The sequence below is a fragment of the Halomonas sp. KM007 genome, from assembly GCF_050709225.1.
GTDB classification, from domain to species: Bacteria; Pseudomonadota; Gammaproteobacteria; order Pseudomonadales; family Halomonadaceae; genus Vreelandella; species Vreelandella hamiltonii.
Genome location: NZ_CP136131.1, coordinates 169,085 through 185,574 on the forward strand (window position 1 = coordinate 169,085; position 16,490 = coordinate 185,574).

Sequence of the window (16,490 nt, forward strand, 5' to 3'; positions counted from 1 at the left end):
CGTAGTATCGCTTTGTGCGTAGTATCAGTAGATCAAGGACCGCGGTATGCCAATTATCAAAGGGGGTGTCAGCATCTTGCTGCTGACGCTGAACACACTGGTTTGGGGTGTGCCCCTGATTATTCTGACGCTGCTCAAAGTAATGGCACCTGGCCGAAAGGCCAAGGAGTGGTTGCTGAAAGGGCTGTGCGCGGTGGCCTTGAACTGGATAGGCGTCAACCTATGGTGGATGCGCCTATGGTTGAAGCCGCAGGTGTCCATTCAGGTGCCCGACAACCTCACGCCCGAGCAGTGGTGGCTAGTCATTTCCAATCACCGCAGTTGGACCGATATTTTCATTCTGTTCATGGCGCTCCATCGTCGCATCCCGATGCCGCGTTTTTTTCTCAAGCATCAACTGATCTGGATTCCGATTGTGGGGCTGGCTTTCTGGGCGCTGGAATTTCCTTTCATGCGACGTTTTACCCGCGAGCAGATTACCAGAAACCCAAAGCTGGCCACGATCGACAGAGAATCCACCGAGCGAATTTGCCGCCGTGCACGGCACGCCCCCATTTCGATTTTCAATTTTGTGGAAGGCACTCGCTTCACGCCGCTCAAGCGTGATGCACAGCAGAGCCCTTATCGTCACTTGTTGCGTCCCAAGGCAGGCGGCGTCGGGCAAGTACTTAGCCTGCTGGGTAACCAATTGGATGGTATCCTTGATGTCACCATCAGCTATACCAATCCAACCCCGACGTTCATGGGCTTTCTGTGTGGAAAAGAAGCCCCGATTACCCTCGAAGCCAGGCAGATTGATATCCCGGAGTGGATGCAAAATGCCAACTACCACGAAGATTCGCAGCACAAGGAACGCTTCCACGCATGGATCAATTCACTGTGGCAGGAAAAAGACGCGTTGCTGGACACTCTCAGCGACCACGACTAGGGCACTGGTTGAGCGCTTGCCTGGTCGTCAGCCTGCTGGCGGGCTGTGCCAGCTCGACCCCCGCAACCAGCCAACGCGCCCCGGCAAGCAGCAGCGCCAGCACGTTGAGCGGTGGCTGGATCGAAGTGGGCCGCGGAGACACCTTGGGGCAGTTGGCCGCTCGCGCCAATGTTCCCATCGAACGCTTGGAGCGCTTCAATCCGGGCGTCGATGCGCGACGCCTGAACGTCGGCCAACGGCTGTTGATACCCACCCAGCAGGAGCGCGCGCCCTCAGGCGGACCTTACCGCTATCAGGTACGCGCTGGTGATACCTATTCTGGCATTGCACGCCATTTCGGCACGACCACAGGAAGGATCCAAAGCGCCAACCCCGGCACCCCCGCTACCGCATTGCGGGTGGGCCAGATCATCAGCGTACCGTTGAGCGGCAGTGGCAGAGCCGTTGCAGCCAGCAGTGGCGGGTCGAGCGGCTCATCGGCAGCACCCGCGACGCCTGCGGCAACGCCCAGCGCCAGCCTGCCCGCCTCGGCACGCCGTTGGCCATGGCCGCTGGAAGATTACCGAGTCGTGCGGCGCTTTGGTGCCGATAGCCGTGGCACGCTGCAACCGATGTTGCTGGCCACCCAGGCTGGTGCCAAGGCCAAGGCCGTGGCGCCTGGAGAAGTGCGCTTTGCCGATGGCATGCGCCAGTTGGGTGAGGTGGTGATCGTACATCATGCAGACAACCTGCAAAGCGTATATGCGCTTTGCGAGCGGCTGCTGGTCAACGTCGGCCAGCAGGTCAGCACTGGCGATGCCCTGTGCGAAGTTGGCCAAAGCGCCTCGACGCAGCGCTATGATCTGCTCTTCGACCTGCGCCAGGGCGGCAAGCCCATCGACCCGCGACAGGTGTTGAGATAGAAGGTATCGAGATAGAAGGTATCGAGATAGAAGGTATCGAGCAAGCCCCCGCTTTTGGGGGCTTGCACAGAAGTACCTCACCCTCGATAGTAGCCTGGTTCCACGAAAGGCATTGGCGTGACTGTCATGGGCAGCGATTTACCCCGAACCAGCGCAAACACCGTCGTGCCCGGCGCTTCCCATTGCCGTTCCACGTAGCCCATGGCCACGGGCTTGCCGACGCTGGGGCCAAACCCGCCGGAGGTTACCTGACCGATCTCCTGGCCTGACTCATCCACCAGCGTGACGCCCTCACGCACAGGGGCACGCCCTTCCCCCACCAGACCGACCCGCTTGCGGGAATGATCCTTGGCATCCACCTGATGCAGAATGATATCCGCCCCCGGGAAGCCTGCCGAGCGCTCTCCCCCATGCCGGCGCGGCTTGCCGATGGCCCAGATCAAACTGGCCTCTACCGGCGTGGTGGTCATGTCCATGTCGTGACCGTAAAGGCACAGTCCCGCCTCAAGGCGCAGGGAATCCCGTGCCCCCAGGCCAATCGCCCCCACTTCCGGTTCGGCGAGTAGCGCTTCGGCCAACGCCTGGCTCGCCTCTGCGGCCACGGAAATCTCGAAGCCATCCTCTCCGGTATAACCGCTGCGGCTGATCCACACCTCGTGACCGGCCAGGCTGAAACGACCATGTTGCATGAACGTCATGTCGCAGGCCGCGGGGCACAGGCGCTGCATGACATCACGCGCCTGGGGCCCTTGCAGCGCCAGCAAACCTCGATCCAGCACATCGATCTGGTGAGTAGAACCCAGGTTGGTGCGTAGATGAGCAATATCCTGATCCTTGCAGGCCGCATTGACCACCAGATAGAAGTGATCTCCGGCATTCACCACCATCAGGTCATCGATGATTCCGCCCTCGGTCCCGGTAAACAGGCCATAGCGCTGCTGGCCGACCTTCAGCCCCACCAGATCGGCGGGAATCAACGTCTCCAGCGCGTCTGCCACACCGTCGCCGGACACCAGAATCTGCCCCATGTGCGATACGTCAAACAGGCCGCACTGCTGGCGCGTATGCTCGTGCTCCTTTTTCACCCCCAACGGGTACTGTACGGGCATCTCGTAGCCCGCAAAGGGCACCATTTTCGCGCCTAGCTGGGTGTGCAGTGAATGCAGCGGCGTACGTTTAAGTTCGGTCATGGGTTTCCTCAATGGTCAAAAGAGAAACGGGAAGCCTTAAAGGCTTCCCGGCTCTGATGGATCTTATCTTCCCGCCTGTGAAAGGCGCTTATTTATCGTGATCCAGGGCTTCACCCGGCAGGATGTCCTTACCCGCAAAATAATCCCGAGTGAGTTTAAACACAACCGGCGACAGCAGCGCCAGCGCAATCAGGTTGGGAATGGCCATCATCGCGTTGAAGGTATCGGCCATCAGCCAGATGAAGCCCAGCTGCGCGATGGCACCCAGCGGGATGGCCAAGACGAACAGCACGCGGTACAGCATGATGGAGCGCGTGCCAAACAGGAACTGGCAGCACTTCTCGCCGTAGAACGACCAGCCCAGAATGGTGGTAAAGGCAAAGATGGCCAGCGCCACGGCCACGATCTGATTACCAAAGCCCGGCAAGGCCGCATCGAAGGAGAGCGCGGTCAGAGAGGCCCCTGCTTCGCCATCGATCCATACCGTAGAAGTCAGAATGACCAGCGCGGTGATGGTACAGACGATGATCGTGTCGATGAACGTACCCAGCATGGCGATCAAGCCCTGACGAACCGGGTTGCGGGTCTGTGCCGCCGCATGGGCGATGGGCGCACTACCGAGGCCCGCTTCGTTGGAGAAGATGCCCCGCGCCACGCCAAAACGAATGGCCGCCATGACGGCAGCACCGGCAAAGCCACCGGCAGCGGCAATCGGGTTGAAAGCATAGTAGAAAATCAGCCCAAAAGCCTCGCCAATTTGTCCGGCATTGACGATCAGTACCAGCAGCCCGGCGGCGACATAGGCAATCCCCATGATCGGCACCAGCTTGCCTGCCACCTTGGCAATACGCTTGATACCACCAAGAATCACCGCCCCGGCCAGTACCATGATGATCACCCCCGTCAGCCAATGGGGAACGCCAAAGGTGGCATCCATGGCATCCGCCACCGAGTTGGACTGCACGGTATTACCAATGCCAAAGGCAGCCACGGCACCAAAGAATGAAAACAGGCCGCCCAGCCATAGCCACTTCTTGCCCAGGCCGTTCTTGATATAGAACATCGGCCCACCAATGTGGTGACCGGTGCTGTCGGTTTCACGGTAACGCACCGCCAGAACCGCCTCGGCGAATTTCGTCGCCATGCCCACTAATGCAGTAATCCACATCCAGAAAACCGCACCTGGGCCACCCAGCGCGATGGCCGTCGCGACACCGGCAATGTTACCGGTGCCAATGGTGGCAGAGAGCGCTGTCATCAGCGCATTGAAAGGCGAAATCTCGCCTTCATCGCTGGCTTTCGAAGCGCTCTTGTCGGCAGGTTTTACATCGCGGCCTTGCCACATTAGCTTGAAACCCATGCCGAGCTTGCGTATCGGCATCAGTTTCAAGCCAATTTGCAGGTAGATACCCACCCCCAGCAGCAACACCAGCATCAACGGCCCCCACACCACGCCGTTAATTGCGCCCAATAGGCTCGTCAACATTTCCACACGACTCTCCTTAACCGAAGGATTAGTAAATTTATTATAAAGGTCCTGTCGCTCTCCCACCCATGACGCTCACGGAAGAACACCCTCACGCATGCCTACCATAGCGCTGACTGCACGCTGGAAAAACGCAAGATTGGCATGTTTTATACCATTTTACTGGTGTACATCCATGGTCATGTCGCCAAAAGGCAGAGAAAGCCTCTTTTTTTGGAAAACCAGCCTGCCTTGCCATGCCGTGAATGACATGCGTTTTTTTCTCATTTTGACACTCAAGAGAAACTTGTTTCCAATCGGAAACAAGGTACCATACGCTCATGGCACGCCAGACAGCCCGTGCCCAACAGTCGCCAAGCTGAACGACAAACGCTAGTATGCTGTCGTTCACTCCACTGTTTAACAAGGGAACCTTCATGAGCAATCTTCCAGCTAATTTGCGCTACGCTGCCAGCCACGAATGGGTACTGGATCATCAGGACGGTACCGTTACCGTCGGCATTACCGACCACGCCCAACAAGCGCTCGGCGATGTGGTCTTCGTCGAGCTGCCGGAGGTCGGTCAGAGCCTCAGCAAGGGCAAAGAGTTTGGCGTGATCGAATCGGTCAAGGCTGCTTCTGATCTCTACTCGCCGGTGGATGGCGAAGTGATCGAGGTCAATGAAGCGCTGGAAGATGCGCCTGAAACGGTCAATGAAGCCCCTTACGAAGGCGGCTGGATCATGAAGGTACGCGTTGACGGTCAGGCCCTGGAAGGCCTGCTGGATGCTGATGCCTACCAGGCGTCGCTCAGCACCGACGATTGATTCTGCTTCACCCGAACGCCTGCCTCCGTGCAGGCGTTCACGTTAACACCCTGATGCATCACGCGGCCGCACAACCTCCCACGGGTTGTACGAGCGGCACCACAGCCACGCAGAACAGGCTGCTCTGAGCCCCCACGGTTTACTCATCACGTTCGGAACCTTCCCATGCCTTTTGAAACACGCCGTTTGGCCGAACTGGCCGACCACGATGCTTTTATCAAACGCCATAACGGGCCTAGCCCCGACAATGTCGCCACCATGCTAAAAGCGCTCGATTTGCAGCGTATGGAAGATCTGATCGAGCAGACCGTGCCAAGCGATATTCGCTTGGGCCGCGAACTGGCACTGGACGCCCCCCGTAGTGAAGCAGAAGCCCTGGATTACCTGAGCCAGCTGGCACGCCAGAACCGCGTGGCCAAAAGCTACATTGGCCAAGGTTATTACAATACCCACATGCCCGCCGTGATTCAGCGCAACGTGCTGGAAAACCCCGGCTGGTACACCGCCTACACGCCTTACCAGCCCGAGATTTCTCAGGGGCGCCTGGAAGGTCTGCTGAATTTCCAGCAGGTGGTCATGGATCTCACCGGGATGGAGCTTGCCAACGCCTCCCTGCTCGATGAGGCCACCGCCGCCGCCGAGGCCATGGCACTGTGCAAGCGCGGCAATAAGAAGAGCAAATCCAACACCTTTTTCGTGGCTGAAGACGTCTTCCCGCAAACCCTGGACGTCATCAAGACCCGCGCAGAATTCTTTGGCTTCGAACTGAAGATTGCACCGGCGGAGCAACTGGCAGACGAGGAGGTGTTCGGCGCGCTGGTTCAGTACCCGTCCGCCAGCGGCAACATCACCGACCTCGCCCCGCTGCTCGCCAAGGCCCAACAGAACGGCATCATGACCTGTGTCGCCACGGATCTACTGAGCTTGGTACTGCTGAAAGAGCCCGGTATCTTTGGTGCCGACATCGTGGTGGGCAGCTCGCAGCGCTTTGGCGTACCCATGGGCTTCGGTGGCCCACATGCAGCGTTTTTTGCCACCTCCGACAAGCTCAAGCGCTCCATTCCGGGCCGCATCATCGGCGTTTCAAAAGACAGTCGTGGCAAGACCGCGCTGCGCATGGCCATGCAGACCCGCGAACAGCACATTCGTCGCGAGAAGGCCACTTCCAACATTTGTACCGCCCAGGCGCTGCTGGCCAACATTGCCGGTTTCTATGCCACTTATCACGGTGCCGAGGGGCTGCGCAAAATTGCTGGCCGCGTTCACCGCCTGACCACCCTGCTGGCCACCGGCCTGCAACAGGCGGGCGTGCAGCTGGCCAACGACAGCTGGTTCGATACGCTGCGCCTTACCCAGGTCGATGCTGGCAAGATCCATGGCCGCGCCATGACCCATGACATCAACCTGCACTACTTCGCCAATGGCGATGTCGGCATCAGCCTCGACGAAACCACGACGGCCCATGACGTCGCGACCCTGTTCGATGTCCTGCTCGGCGATGAGCACGGTCTTTCCGTCGCCGCCCTCGACGAGCAAGTGGTGGAAGGCAAGCTGACAGGCATTCCGGCAGAGTACCAGCGGGAAAGCGACTTCCTGAGCCATCCAACGTTCACGCGCTACCGCAGCGAAACCGAAATGCTGCGCTACCTGAAACGCCTGGAGAACAAGGACCTCTCACTGGCCCATGCCATGATTCCGCTGGGCTCATGCACCATGAAGCTCAACGCCACCAGCGAGATGCTTCCGGTCTCTTGGCCTGCCTTCGCGCACCTGCACCCCTTCGCGCCTCGCGACCAGGTGGCGGGCTATCATCAGATGATCGACGAGCTGGCCGCTTTCCTGGTGGAAGTGACCGGCTATGATCATATCTCCATGCAACCCAACTCTGGCGCTCAGGGCGAATATGCCGGCCTGCTGGCCATTCGCCGCTACCAGGCCGCCCAAGGGGAAGGACACCGGGATGTGTGCCTGATTCCCAGCTCTGCCCACGGCACCAACCCGGCATCTGCCGCCATGCTGAGCATGGAGGTGGTGGTGGTCGAGTGCGACGCCAACGGCAACATCGACCTGACCGACCTGACCCACAAGGCCGAGCAGTACAGCGAGCGGCTCTCGGCGGTGATGATCACCTACCCATCTACCCACGGCGTATTCGAGTCCCACGTTCGTCAGGTGTGCGAGGTGATTCACCAGCACGGCGGTCAGGTCTACGTGGACGGCGCCAACATGAACGCCCAGGTGGGGCTGACACGCCCAGGCGACTTCGGCGGGGATGTATCGCACCTCAACCTGCACAAGACCTTCTGCATTCCTCACGGGGGTGGCGGTCCGGGCATGGGCCCCATTGGCGTCAAGGCGCATCTGGCTCCTTACGTTTCCAACCACGTGGTCACGCCCATCGATGGCGTACAGCCCGGTGGCGCAGTATCTGCTGCCGCCTTTGGCAGCGCCTCGATCCTGCCCATCTCCTGGGCGTACATCAAAATGATGGGGGCGCGGGGGCTGCGCGAGGCAACGGAGATCGCCATTCTCAACGCCAACTACATCGCCAAACGGCTGGCGCCGTCCTACCCGATTCTCTATCGCGGTCAGAACGGCTATGTGGCCCACGAGTGCATCATCGACATCCGCCCGCTCAAGAGCGCCTCGGGTATCAGTGAAGAAGATATCGCCAAGCGACTGATGGACTATGGCTTCCATGCGCCGACCATGTCGTTCCCGGTACCCGGCACGCTGATGATCGAGCCTACCGAGTCCGAATCACTCTACGAGATCGACCGCTTCTGCGACGCGATGATTGCCATTCGTGAAGAGATCGCGCGCGTCGAGAATGGAGAGTGGCCGCTGGACAACAACCCGCTGGTCAATGCGCCGCATACCCAGGCCGACGTCATGGACAGCGACTGGCAGCGCCCCTATGACCGCCAGCTAGGGGCTTTCCCCAGTGAAGCCGTCGCCGCCGCCAAGTACTGGCCGTCGGTCAACCGAGTGGATAACGTCTTTGGTGATCGCCAACTGGTGTGCTCGTGCCCCAGCATTGACGAATACCGCCGCTAGGCAAGCCCCCCTCACACGCCTCTGGGGCCCTGTTCAGGGTTCCAGAGGCGTCGTTTCTTGTAGCCGCTGGTCATGGAAGCCCTTGAGCAGCTTCTCGTAACGCTTGGGCAACACGGAACCCTTGCGCCGCAGCAGATAGAGCACTTCGTGAATGACCTGCGGCAGTGCCAGCGGCTTCACCTGGCGCTGCCAGGGAGAAGTTTCCAATACCAGCCGTGACACGACGGTAAAGCCGAGCCCCCGGGCCACGGCGTCCAGCACCATGCTGACTTCGTTGGTAAACCCCTGGTGGCGAAAATGCGTCATGGAGCGGAACTCGTCGGGGAAATTGGCCCGTAGCAGCGCGTTGGCGTGATTGATGCCATCGTAGTAATTGATAAAGCCCAATCCCATCAGTTCGGCCAGGGTACTACCCGCGAAGTCGGCGGGTACCACCAGGCACAAGGGCTCCTTGTGCCAGACGGTGCAGACAAGCTCGGTATGGTTGAGCTGCTCGGTGACGATGCCGATATCGTAACGCCCTTCCAACAGGTCATTGACGATTTCATGATTGAAGGCAAAGCTGTAGTTGACGGTCAGGCTGGGGTGCATCTGCTGCTGCCCCAGGATGTAGGGGTAGAACATCAGCCCGACGCTGCCAGGAGAGGCAATGCGGCACTCGCCGCTATCCAGCGAATCATCGTCCAGACCATGCCTGAACTGCTCATGTTCGGCGAACAGCTTCAACGCATAGTCGTAAGCGCGACGACCAGACTCGGTCAGCGTAAAACTGCGCCCGTGACGCTCGATCAGCGCTTTATCCAGATAGGTTTCCAGCTTTCTGACGTGCTGGCTGACGCCCGGCTGCGTCATCTCCAGGCGTCGCGCGGTGCGCGTGAAACTGCCCGTTTCCACCAGTGTGATAAAGGTACGAAAGTATTGAGCGTTGAACATGGGTTCCCGGCAACTTCATCATTAACGGTCACTGTCACAGTGAGGATCATCAGGGCGCCTGGAATGGATGCCTACCGGCGCCAAGCCTCTAGCCTAGCATAAAAAACGACCGCCTCGGGCACGGATGCCCGTAGCAGGGCAAGGCAGCTGAACGCCAGGGAGCAGCATGCTAGTATGCCGATTGGTCATGATCATACTCAGGGATAGTCCATACAATGACGCAACCTTCAGCACCCCGCGCCACCATTTCCAGCATCATTTCTCCCGAAGGCAGCCTGGAAGTACTGTCTCAGCATGAGGTCAATCGCCTCAAGAGCACCTCGAAAAGCGGGTTGCATGACTTGTTGCGCCGCTGCGCCCTCGCCGTGCTCAACTGCGGCAGCCCTACCGATGACAGCCTGGCCCTTCTCGAAGCCTACAAGGATTTCGACATCGAAGTGCTGCAGCAGGATCGCGGCATACGCCTGAAGCTCACCAACGCGCCAGCGGAAGCCTTCGTTGACGGACGCATGATACGCGGCATTCGTGAGCACCTGTCGTCAATCATCCGCGACATCGTCTACGTCTATAACGAGATCCAGCATCATAATCGCTTCGATCTCAGCACGGGCGAAGGCACCACCAATGCCGTGTTTCACATTCTGCGCAAGGCGGGCACGCTGAAGCCGGGCCGCGACCCGAGCCTGGTAGTGTGCTGGGGCGGCCACTCGATCTCCCGTGAAGAGTACGAATACACCAAGGACGTCGGCTATCACCTGGGTCTTCGCGATCTGGACATTTGCACCGGCTGCGGCCCGGGGGCCATGAAAGGCCCCATGAAAGGTGCCAACGTCGCGCATGCCAAGCAGCGCCGCAAGGAAGGCCGCTACCTGGGCATTTCCGAGCCTGGCATCATCGCTGCTGAAGCTCCCAACCCGATCGTCAATGAGCTGGTGGTGATGCCGGACATCGAAAAGCGCCTGGAAGCCTTCGTGCGCCTGGGCCATGGCATCATCGTGTTCCCCGGTGGCGTGGGTACCGCCGAAGAGATCCTTTACCTGCTGGGCATTCTATTGCACCCCGGCAACCAGGACATTCCCTTCCCGCTGATCTTCACCGGCCCCGCCAGCTCCGCCGCCTACTTCGAGAAGATCGACGAGTTTCTGGTCTACACCCTGGGTGAAGAGATCCGCCGCTTCTACACCATCATCACCGGGGACCCGGCGGCCGTGGCGCGCAAGATGCGCGATGGCATCCACCAGGTCAGCGAGTTCCGCCGCCAGCACCAGGATGCGTTCTACTACAACTGGCGCCTGACCATTGCCCGCGAGTTCCAGGCACCCTTCGAGCCTACCCACGAAGCCATGCGCAGCCTGGCGCTGCACCGCCAGCAGCCCACCCACGAGCTGGCAGCCAACCTGCGCCGCGCTTTTTCGGGCATCGTGGCAGGTAACGTGAAAGAGCCGGGCATTCGGGCCATCGAGGCCCACGGGCCTTTCGAACTGACCGCAGAGCCCGAGCTGATGCAGCGGCTGGACGACCTGCTCGGCTCTTTCGTGGCCCAGGGCCGCATGAAACTGGACGGACAGCCCTACACGCCCTGCTATGTGCTCAAGTAATCCCATGTGCTCAAGCAAGCCCATGTACTCAAGTCATCTGAGTAACGCCGCATGATCGTTGCCTTTCTGACGCTGATGGCCGCGGGAATCATCAAGGGCGCCATCGGCTCTGGCGTACCGGTCATCGTCATTCCCGTGCTGACCATGCTGTACGACGTCAAGCTGGCCATTGCCGTGCTGGTGGCCCCGAACCTGTTCAGCAATGCCCTGCAGGTCTGGCAGTACCGCCACCATCTGCTGCCGCATCGCTTTCTGCTCTGGTTCGGCCTCTCCGGTGGGCTGGGCATCGTGATCGGCACCTGGGGGCTGGTGGTACTGTCGCCCACGCTGCTGTCGCTGGGCGTGGCGACTGCCATCGTGCTCTACCTGGCCATCAAGCTGGCCAACCGCAGCTTTACGCTGCCTTTCCCACTGGCGCAGCGCATCGTGTTGCCGGTGGGGCTGGTGGCAGGCGTGCTGCAAGGTGCGGCGGGCATGTCCGCCCCGGCGTCGGTGACCTTTCTTAACGCGATGCGCCTGGAGCGCCCGGTGTTCATCGGCTCGATTTCGGTGTTCTTCGTGGCGATCACGCTGGTACAGATCCCGGCCCTGCTCAGCGCCGGGATTCTCACCTGGGAGCGCTCGTTGTACAGCCTGGCTGCCCTGCTGGTCATTCTGGCAGCCATGCCCCTGGGCGCCAGGCTGGGCAAACGCCTGCCGCATCGCTGGTTCGACAGGCTCATCATGTGCCTGTTGGCCACGATTGCCATCAAGATCGTCGTGGATGCATTGATGGCCTAGTCTATACTGGTGCGTGATCGTTGCCGAACCGTACTCGGCATTCATGTCATGTATACTTCTTGACTCTTTATCTCTGACTTCAGCACCAAGGAAAGGAGCGACCCATGGAAATGATCAACCAGTTGAGCGATGGCAAAGCCAAAGCCTTTGCCAAACACTGTTATGAAAGTTATTCCCCGGAAGAACTGAACGCGGCGGCGGCGGGCAGTCCTGACAAGGACCAGGCCGACCACTGGGGCATTACCGAAGGACAGTGGCAAGAAGCCGTGACAGCGGCCCTTGCCGACCATAAAGCCCAGAGTGACTGAACACCTCTTAACGCTCTGACGTTGCCGCTGCCTGCCCATGGCAGGCGGTGGCACTCACCTCCTCCGGCGCAAGATGCTTTTCTCCACCTCGACCACACCATACACGGCCACGCTTCCCGCCAGGATGGCAAGCCAGTGGTGAGCAGAAAGCCCCTCGCTGACCAGCACGAACTGCATGAAGGGTACATAGGTAAACCCCAGTTGCAGCAGCAGGACCAACCCGATGGCAAGCCATACCGGTCGACTGCCAAACACGCCTTCCCAGGTCAGCGTGCTGTTGAGCAAATAGCGGCTGTTGATCAGGTAAGCGGCACTGCCCGCCACCAGCATGTTGACCGCGCCCGTGCGAGCCAGCGCTTCGCTACCCCCCTGCCCCAGAATCCAGTTGAACATACCGAATACGCCCATCAGCAGCAGTAGCGATACGAACACCACCCGCCAAAGCAGAAAGAGATCCAGCAGCGGCGCTTTGGGGTTCCGGGGCGGCCGCTGCATCAGGTCCTGCTCACCGGATTCGAATGCCAGCGCCAGGCCCAGCGTAATGGCCACCACCATGTTCACCCACAGCGCCTGCAGCGGAGTCACCGGCAGGATCGTGCCCGCCAGCACGGCCAGCATGATGGCCAGCCCCTGAGCACCGTTGGTGGGCAAAATGAAGGTAATCGTCTTGCGGATGTTGTCGTAAACCTTACGCCCCTCTTCGATGGCGTGGACGATGGTGGCGAAGTTGTCGTCGGCCAGCACCATTTGCGAGGCATCCTTGGCCGCTTCCGTTCCTTGAATGCCCATGGCGACACCCACATCTGCCCGCTTGAGCGCCGGGCCATCGTTGACCCCATCACCCGTCATGGCGCACACGCCTCCACGCGCCTGCATGGCCTTGACCAGCCGCAGCTTGTGTTCTGGCGACGCCCGAGCAAACACATCTACTTCCAGAATGATCGCTTCGAGCTGCTCATCGGTCATGGCCTCCATTTCACGCCCGGTCAAGGCCCGCTCGGTGTGCTGAAATCCCAACTGCCGGGCAATGGCCAGGGCGGTGGCAGCATGGTCTCCGGTGATCATCACCGGGCGAATACCGGCGCGCTGGCAGCGTTTCACCGCCTCGATGGCCTCTTCACGGGGCGGGTCCAACAGCCCTATCAACCCCAGCAGGCGCAACCCCGACTGCACATGAGGGTGGTCGAGCTCAGCGTCTTCTTCCATTGCCTTCTCGGCAATCGCCAGCACCCGCAAGCCTCTCGATGACAGCGCTTCGATATGCGCCTCCCACTCGCTGGCCACCAGCGGGGCTTCGCCTTCATCGGTGATCACATGGCTGCTCATTTCGATAATGCGATCCGGCGCACCCTTGACCAGCAGCCGCCGCCCACCCTCAAGGTCATGCAGCGTGGCCATGTACTTGTGCTCTGACTCAAAAGGAATCGCATCGAGACGCGGGTACTGCTGGCGCAACGCCAGGTGGTCGAGCCCCGCTTTCTCGGCAGCCACCACCAGCGCCCCTTCGGTGGGGTCGCCAAAGATTCGATAGCGTTCATCTTCCTGGTGCAACTCGGCATCGTTGCACAGCACGCTGGCCAACAGGCAACGCTGCAAGGCAGGCTCATGGGCCCGTCCATTGCACTGCTCCTCGGCGGCCGCTCCTTCCCGGCATAGCTTGCCGTGCGGGGCAAAGCCGATACCCTCGAGCGTGAAACGGGCATCCTGCAGCCAGATGGCCTGGGCTGTCATCTCATTACGGGTCAGCGTGCCGGTCTTGTCGGAGAAAATGGTGGAAATCGAACCCAGCGTTTCCACGGCGGGCAGCCGCCGGATGATGGCCCGCCGCCTGGCCATGCGCTGAACGCCCAGCGCCAGGCCAATGGTTACAATCGCAGGCAGGCCTTCGGGAATGGCCGCTACCGCCAGGCCTACGGCCGCCATGAACATCTCGCCCAAGGGCTGCTGATGCAGCCAGGTACCCAGCAGCGCCGTGATCCCAGCGGCCAGCAGGATAAACACCGCCAGCACTCGGCCAGCTCTATCCAACTGCTGTAGCAATGGCGTCTTGATCTGCTCGACACTGCGCAGCAATTCGGAAATCTTGCCAATTTCCGAGCGCCCTCCGGTCGCCACCACCAAGCCACGGGCATTCCCCTGCACGACCAGCGTGCTGGCAAACGCCATGTTCGAACGCTCGGCCAGCTCGGTATCGTGGGCCAGCGGCGCGGGCTGCTTATCGACGGGCACCGACTCACCGGTCAGGGCAGCCTCATCGGTTTTCAAGCGCCGTACTTCCAGCAACCGAACATCCGCAGGCACGCGATCCCCGCTCTCGAACAGCACGATATCCCCCGGCACCAGCGCCTCGGCAGGCACCGTGGTACGCTGGCCATCGCGCAGCACGTTTGCCTGGGGAGACAGCATGTTGCGAATACTGTCCAGCGCCTGCTCGGCCTTGCCTTCCTGGAAAAAGCCGATCAAGGCAATGATCAGCACCACGCCCACGATGGCGGCCGCATCAATCACGTGGCCCAGCAGAAAGCTGGCCACCGCCGCGACCACCAGAATCAGCATCAGGATATTGGCAAACTGCGCCAGCAACCGCTTGTACCAGGGGCGCCCTTGGGCCTGCTCCAGGCGGTTTTCTCCATACTGAGCCAAACGCGCCGCTGCTTCTTCGCGGCTCAAGCCTTCACGGGTCGCCGACTGTTGCGCCAACGCTTCGTCTACCGATAGCCCATGCCATGCCTCGGGCGTTGCAGCCTGCTTGCCTGTGCGACTCATCCCTGCCTCCTGATCGATGCGCTTGAGTAGACCTTCCACCTGCCCAAGAGCATACCGTACCCGGCTGCACAGAATGATTTCCACCGTTCAAAACTTGACGTATATCAAGAGACACCAACATGAGCCAACGAAAAAAGCCGCTGCAATGAATGCAGCGGCTTTTTCGATATTGGTCGGAGTGACAGGATTCGAACCTGCGACCTTTGCAACCCCATTGCAACGCGCTACCAAGCTGCGCCACACTCCGATGTCTTAATAGGCAATGCTGGTGTAGCTAACGTTTGCCTCAGGACGGTGCGTATACTAGCGTTTTATACGCCAAATGAAAAGCACTTTTTGCGCTTTCTTTTCAATCGCTTGCCGCTACGCGTGGTCGGCTGCTTTTAATAAGGACGCCATGGCGTCGTAAACCTTGGGGGTAGTCACTAGCAACTGCTCCGGGTAGAGGTCTGCCGGTACACCGTCAGGCACCTCGCTTAAATGCCCCACCCGCGCGCCTGCTTCACGAGCAATGACCCAACCCGCCACAAAATCCCAGGGCGATACGCTTTCGTAGTAGGCATCTAAACGACCGCAGGCCACATCACACAAATCCAGTGCCGCTGAACCATTACGGCGAACATCCTGACAGCCGGTGAGTACCGCTTCTAAGCGTGGCAGAAGTTTTTTACGCTGCTCTTTTTGATAGGGAAAGCCGGTACCTACCAGCGTGCTTTCAAGCGTCTCAGCGCCGCTAGGCTGAATCGGCTGCTGGTTGCAGAATGCGCCTAGCCCCTCTGCCGCGCTAAAGGTTTCACCTAAAAACGGCGCATGTATCACGCCTACTTTACCCACCCCCTGCTCCATCCAGCCGATTGACACCGCCACATGGCGCAGGCCCTGGGCAAAATTAACGGTGCCATCAATCGGATCCACAACCCAGAGCTGCTCGGTGGGGGTATGCAGCGCATGCTCCGGGCTTAGCTCCTCGCTTAACCTTGCTTCTTCTGGGAAGTACTCCTCCAGGCGCTGGCTAATGAGCGTGTCGACGGCAACGTCCACATCAGTAACTAGCTCGATCCCTCCTTTCAGCCGCTGGCTAAACCCTTGCTGCTCTCGGGCATTACGAATCATCTGCCCAGCCTCTTCGGCAATCTCTATGGCCAGTGCCAGCCGCGCTTCCAGGGTATAAACCGCCATGTTCGCTCCTCAGTGGGGTGTTTGTTATTTCTCAGCATAAGCGTTGATCCATGGCATTACCATAACGCCCCAACACATGGGAACGGCTTAGCGCAAAGCATCCACCAACACATCGACCACCACACGGGTGGCGGCTTCAATTAACACCACATCAGCGCCAACACGCTCCCACTCGTATCCCGGGTAACGGGGCAGCTCACGGGCAATGGGGCCATCAAAGCGCTTAGCAATGCCGGGCGGCAAGGGCTTGCCCCGTTCTAAATTGCGCTGAATGCCAGGGGGCAGTGGTTCCGCACGGGGGGCATCGTGGCGGCGCAGCAAGCGCAACAGTTCGCGCTCGTTAATGCGCGGCAAATCCACATAACCATCGCTATGAGAGCGACGGGCGCCACTTTCACGATGGCCGCTGTCACCGCCTCGGTGGCGCTCTGCCTGGGAAGCGTTATCCCGGGCGCCGTGGGCTGGCGCATGGGCGGGTTGGGCCAACGCGTTACTGCTTAGCATAAGCGCGCTAGCGCCGATCAAGAGTTGATGTAGTAAACGGCTCATAAAAAAAG

The 16,490-nt window shown here is 59.9% G+C and carries 13 protein-coding genes and 1 tRNA gene; 7 read left to right on the forward strand and 7 right to left on the reverse strand.

Features of this window, described 5'->3' with window-relative positions:
* Positions 1 to 46 precede the first annotated feature (46 nt).
* Together yihG and RVM27_RS00860 are read left to right on the forward strand one after the other, a co-directional pair.
* Complete coding sequence (gene yihG, locus RVM27_RS00855; RefSeq protein WP_287808558.1) at positions 47 to 928, forward strand: 1-acylglycerol-3-phosphate O-acyltransferase, YihG family; 882 nt, start codon at positions 47 to 49, stop codon at positions 926 to 928.
* Between the two features lie 119 nt (positions 929 to 1,047).
* On the forward strand, positions 1,048 to 1,830 hold the full coding sequence (locus tag RVM27_RS00860) for a LysM peptidoglycan-binding domain-containing protein (RefSeq protein WP_287808572.1): 783 nt from the start codon (positions 1,048 to 1,050) through the stop codon (positions 1,828 to 1,830).
* Between the two features lie 77 nt (positions 1,831 to 1,907).
* Here RVM27_RS00860 and gcvT read toward each other — a convergent pair whose 3' ends face one another.
* Both gcvT and RVM27_RS00870 read right to left on the reverse strand, forming a co-directional pair.
* A complete protein-coding gene (gene gcvT, locus RVM27_RS00865) occupies positions 1,908 to 3,020 on the reverse strand; it encodes a glycine cleavage system aminomethyltransferase GcvT (RefSeq protein ID WP_498957164.1) in 1,113 nt (370 codons plus the stop codon).
* 88 nt (positions 3,021 to 3,108) lie between these two features.
* On the reverse strand, positions 3,109 to 4,512 hold the full coding sequence (locus tag RVM27_RS00870) for an alanine/glycine:cation symporter family protein (RefSeq protein ID WP_039178057.1): 1,404 nt from the start codon (positions 4,510 to 4,512) through the stop codon (positions 3,109 to 3,111).
* Between the two features lie 410 nt (positions 4,513 to 4,922).
* Between RVM27_RS00870 and gcvH the strand changes: the two genes are divergently transcribed.
* Entirely contained in the window at positions 4,923 to 5,312 is a 390-nt protein-coding gene (gene gcvH, locus RVM27_RS00875) for a glycine cleavage system protein GcvH (protein ID WP_039178059.1), read from the forward strand.
* 165 nt (positions 5,313 to 5,477) lie between these two features.
* Positions 5,478 to 8,369: an aminomethyl-transferring glycine dehydrogenase gene (gene gcvP, locus RVM27_RS00880; RefSeq protein ID WP_498957165.1), complete on the forward strand. Its 2,892-nt coding sequence runs from the start codon at positions 5,478 to 5,480 to the stop codon at positions 8,367 to 8,369.
* Between the two features lie 33 nt (positions 8,370 to 8,402).
* On the opposite strand, the gene RVM27_RS00885 is transcribed toward gcvP, so the two are convergent.
* Positions 8,403 to 9,302, reverse strand: coding sequence for a LysR family transcriptional regulator (locus tag RVM27_RS00885; RefSeq protein WP_498957166.1), 900 nt, complete (start codon positions 9,300 to 9,302; stop codon positions 8,403 to 8,405).
* 215 nt (positions 9,303 to 9,517) lie between these two features.
* Between RVM27_RS00885 and ppnN the strand changes: the two genes are divergently transcribed.
* The 3 genes from ppnN to RVM27_RS00900 all read left to right on the forward strand — a co-directional run bounded on the left by ppnN (position 9,518) and on the right by RVM27_RS00900 (position 11,988).
* On the forward strand, positions 9,518 to 10,900 hold the full coding sequence (ppnN, locus tag RVM27_RS00890; protein WP_039178066.1) for a nucleotide 5'-monophosphate nucleosidase PpnN: 1,383 nt from the start codon (positions 9,518 to 9,520) through the stop codon (positions 10,898 to 10,900).
* A gap of 51 nt (positions 10,901 to 10,951) precedes the next feature.
* The gene (locus RVM27_RS00895; RefSeq protein ID WP_498957167.1) at positions 10,952 to 11,680 is read left to right on the forward strand and encodes a sulfite exporter TauE/SafE family protein; all 729 of its coding nucleotides are present in this window, start codon (positions 10,952 to 10,954) and stop codon (positions 11,678 to 11,680) included.
* 104 nt (positions 11,681 to 11,784) lie between these two features.
* A complete protein-coding gene (locus tag RVM27_RS00900) occupies positions 11,785 to 11,988 on the forward strand; it encodes a hypothetical protein (protein ID WP_498941398.1) in 204 nt (67 codons plus the stop codon).
* Between the two features lie 54 nt (positions 11,989 to 12,042).
* On the opposite strand, the gene RVM27_RS00905 is transcribed toward RVM27_RS00900, so the two are convergent.
* From RVM27_RS00905 to RVM27_RS00920, 4 genes are all read right to left on the reverse strand, one after another.
* On the reverse strand, positions 12,043 to 14,754 hold the full coding sequence (locus RVM27_RS00905; RefSeq protein ID WP_498957168.1) for a cation-translocating P-type ATPase: 2,712 nt from the start codon (positions 14,752 to 14,754) through the stop codon (positions 12,043 to 12,045).
* Between the two features lie 170 nt (positions 14,755 to 14,924).
* Positions 14,925 to 15,001: transfer RNA gene (locus tag RVM27_RS00910), tRNA-Pro, on the reverse strand.
* Between the two features lie 116 nt (positions 15,002 to 15,117).
* Positions 15,118 to 15,933, reverse strand: a complete 816-nt coding sequence (locus tag RVM27_RS00915) for an inositol monophosphatase family protein (protein ID WP_498957169.1) — start codon at positions 15,931 to 15,933, stop codon at positions 15,118 to 15,120.
* Between the two features lie 87 nt (positions 15,934 to 16,020).
* Positions 16,021 to 16,482, reverse strand: coding sequence for an anti-virulence regulator CigR family protein (locus tag RVM27_RS00920; protein ID WP_498957170.1), 462 nt, complete (start codon positions 16,480 to 16,482; stop codon positions 16,021 to 16,023).
* Between the last annotated feature and the right edge of the window lie 8 nt (positions 16,483 to 16,490).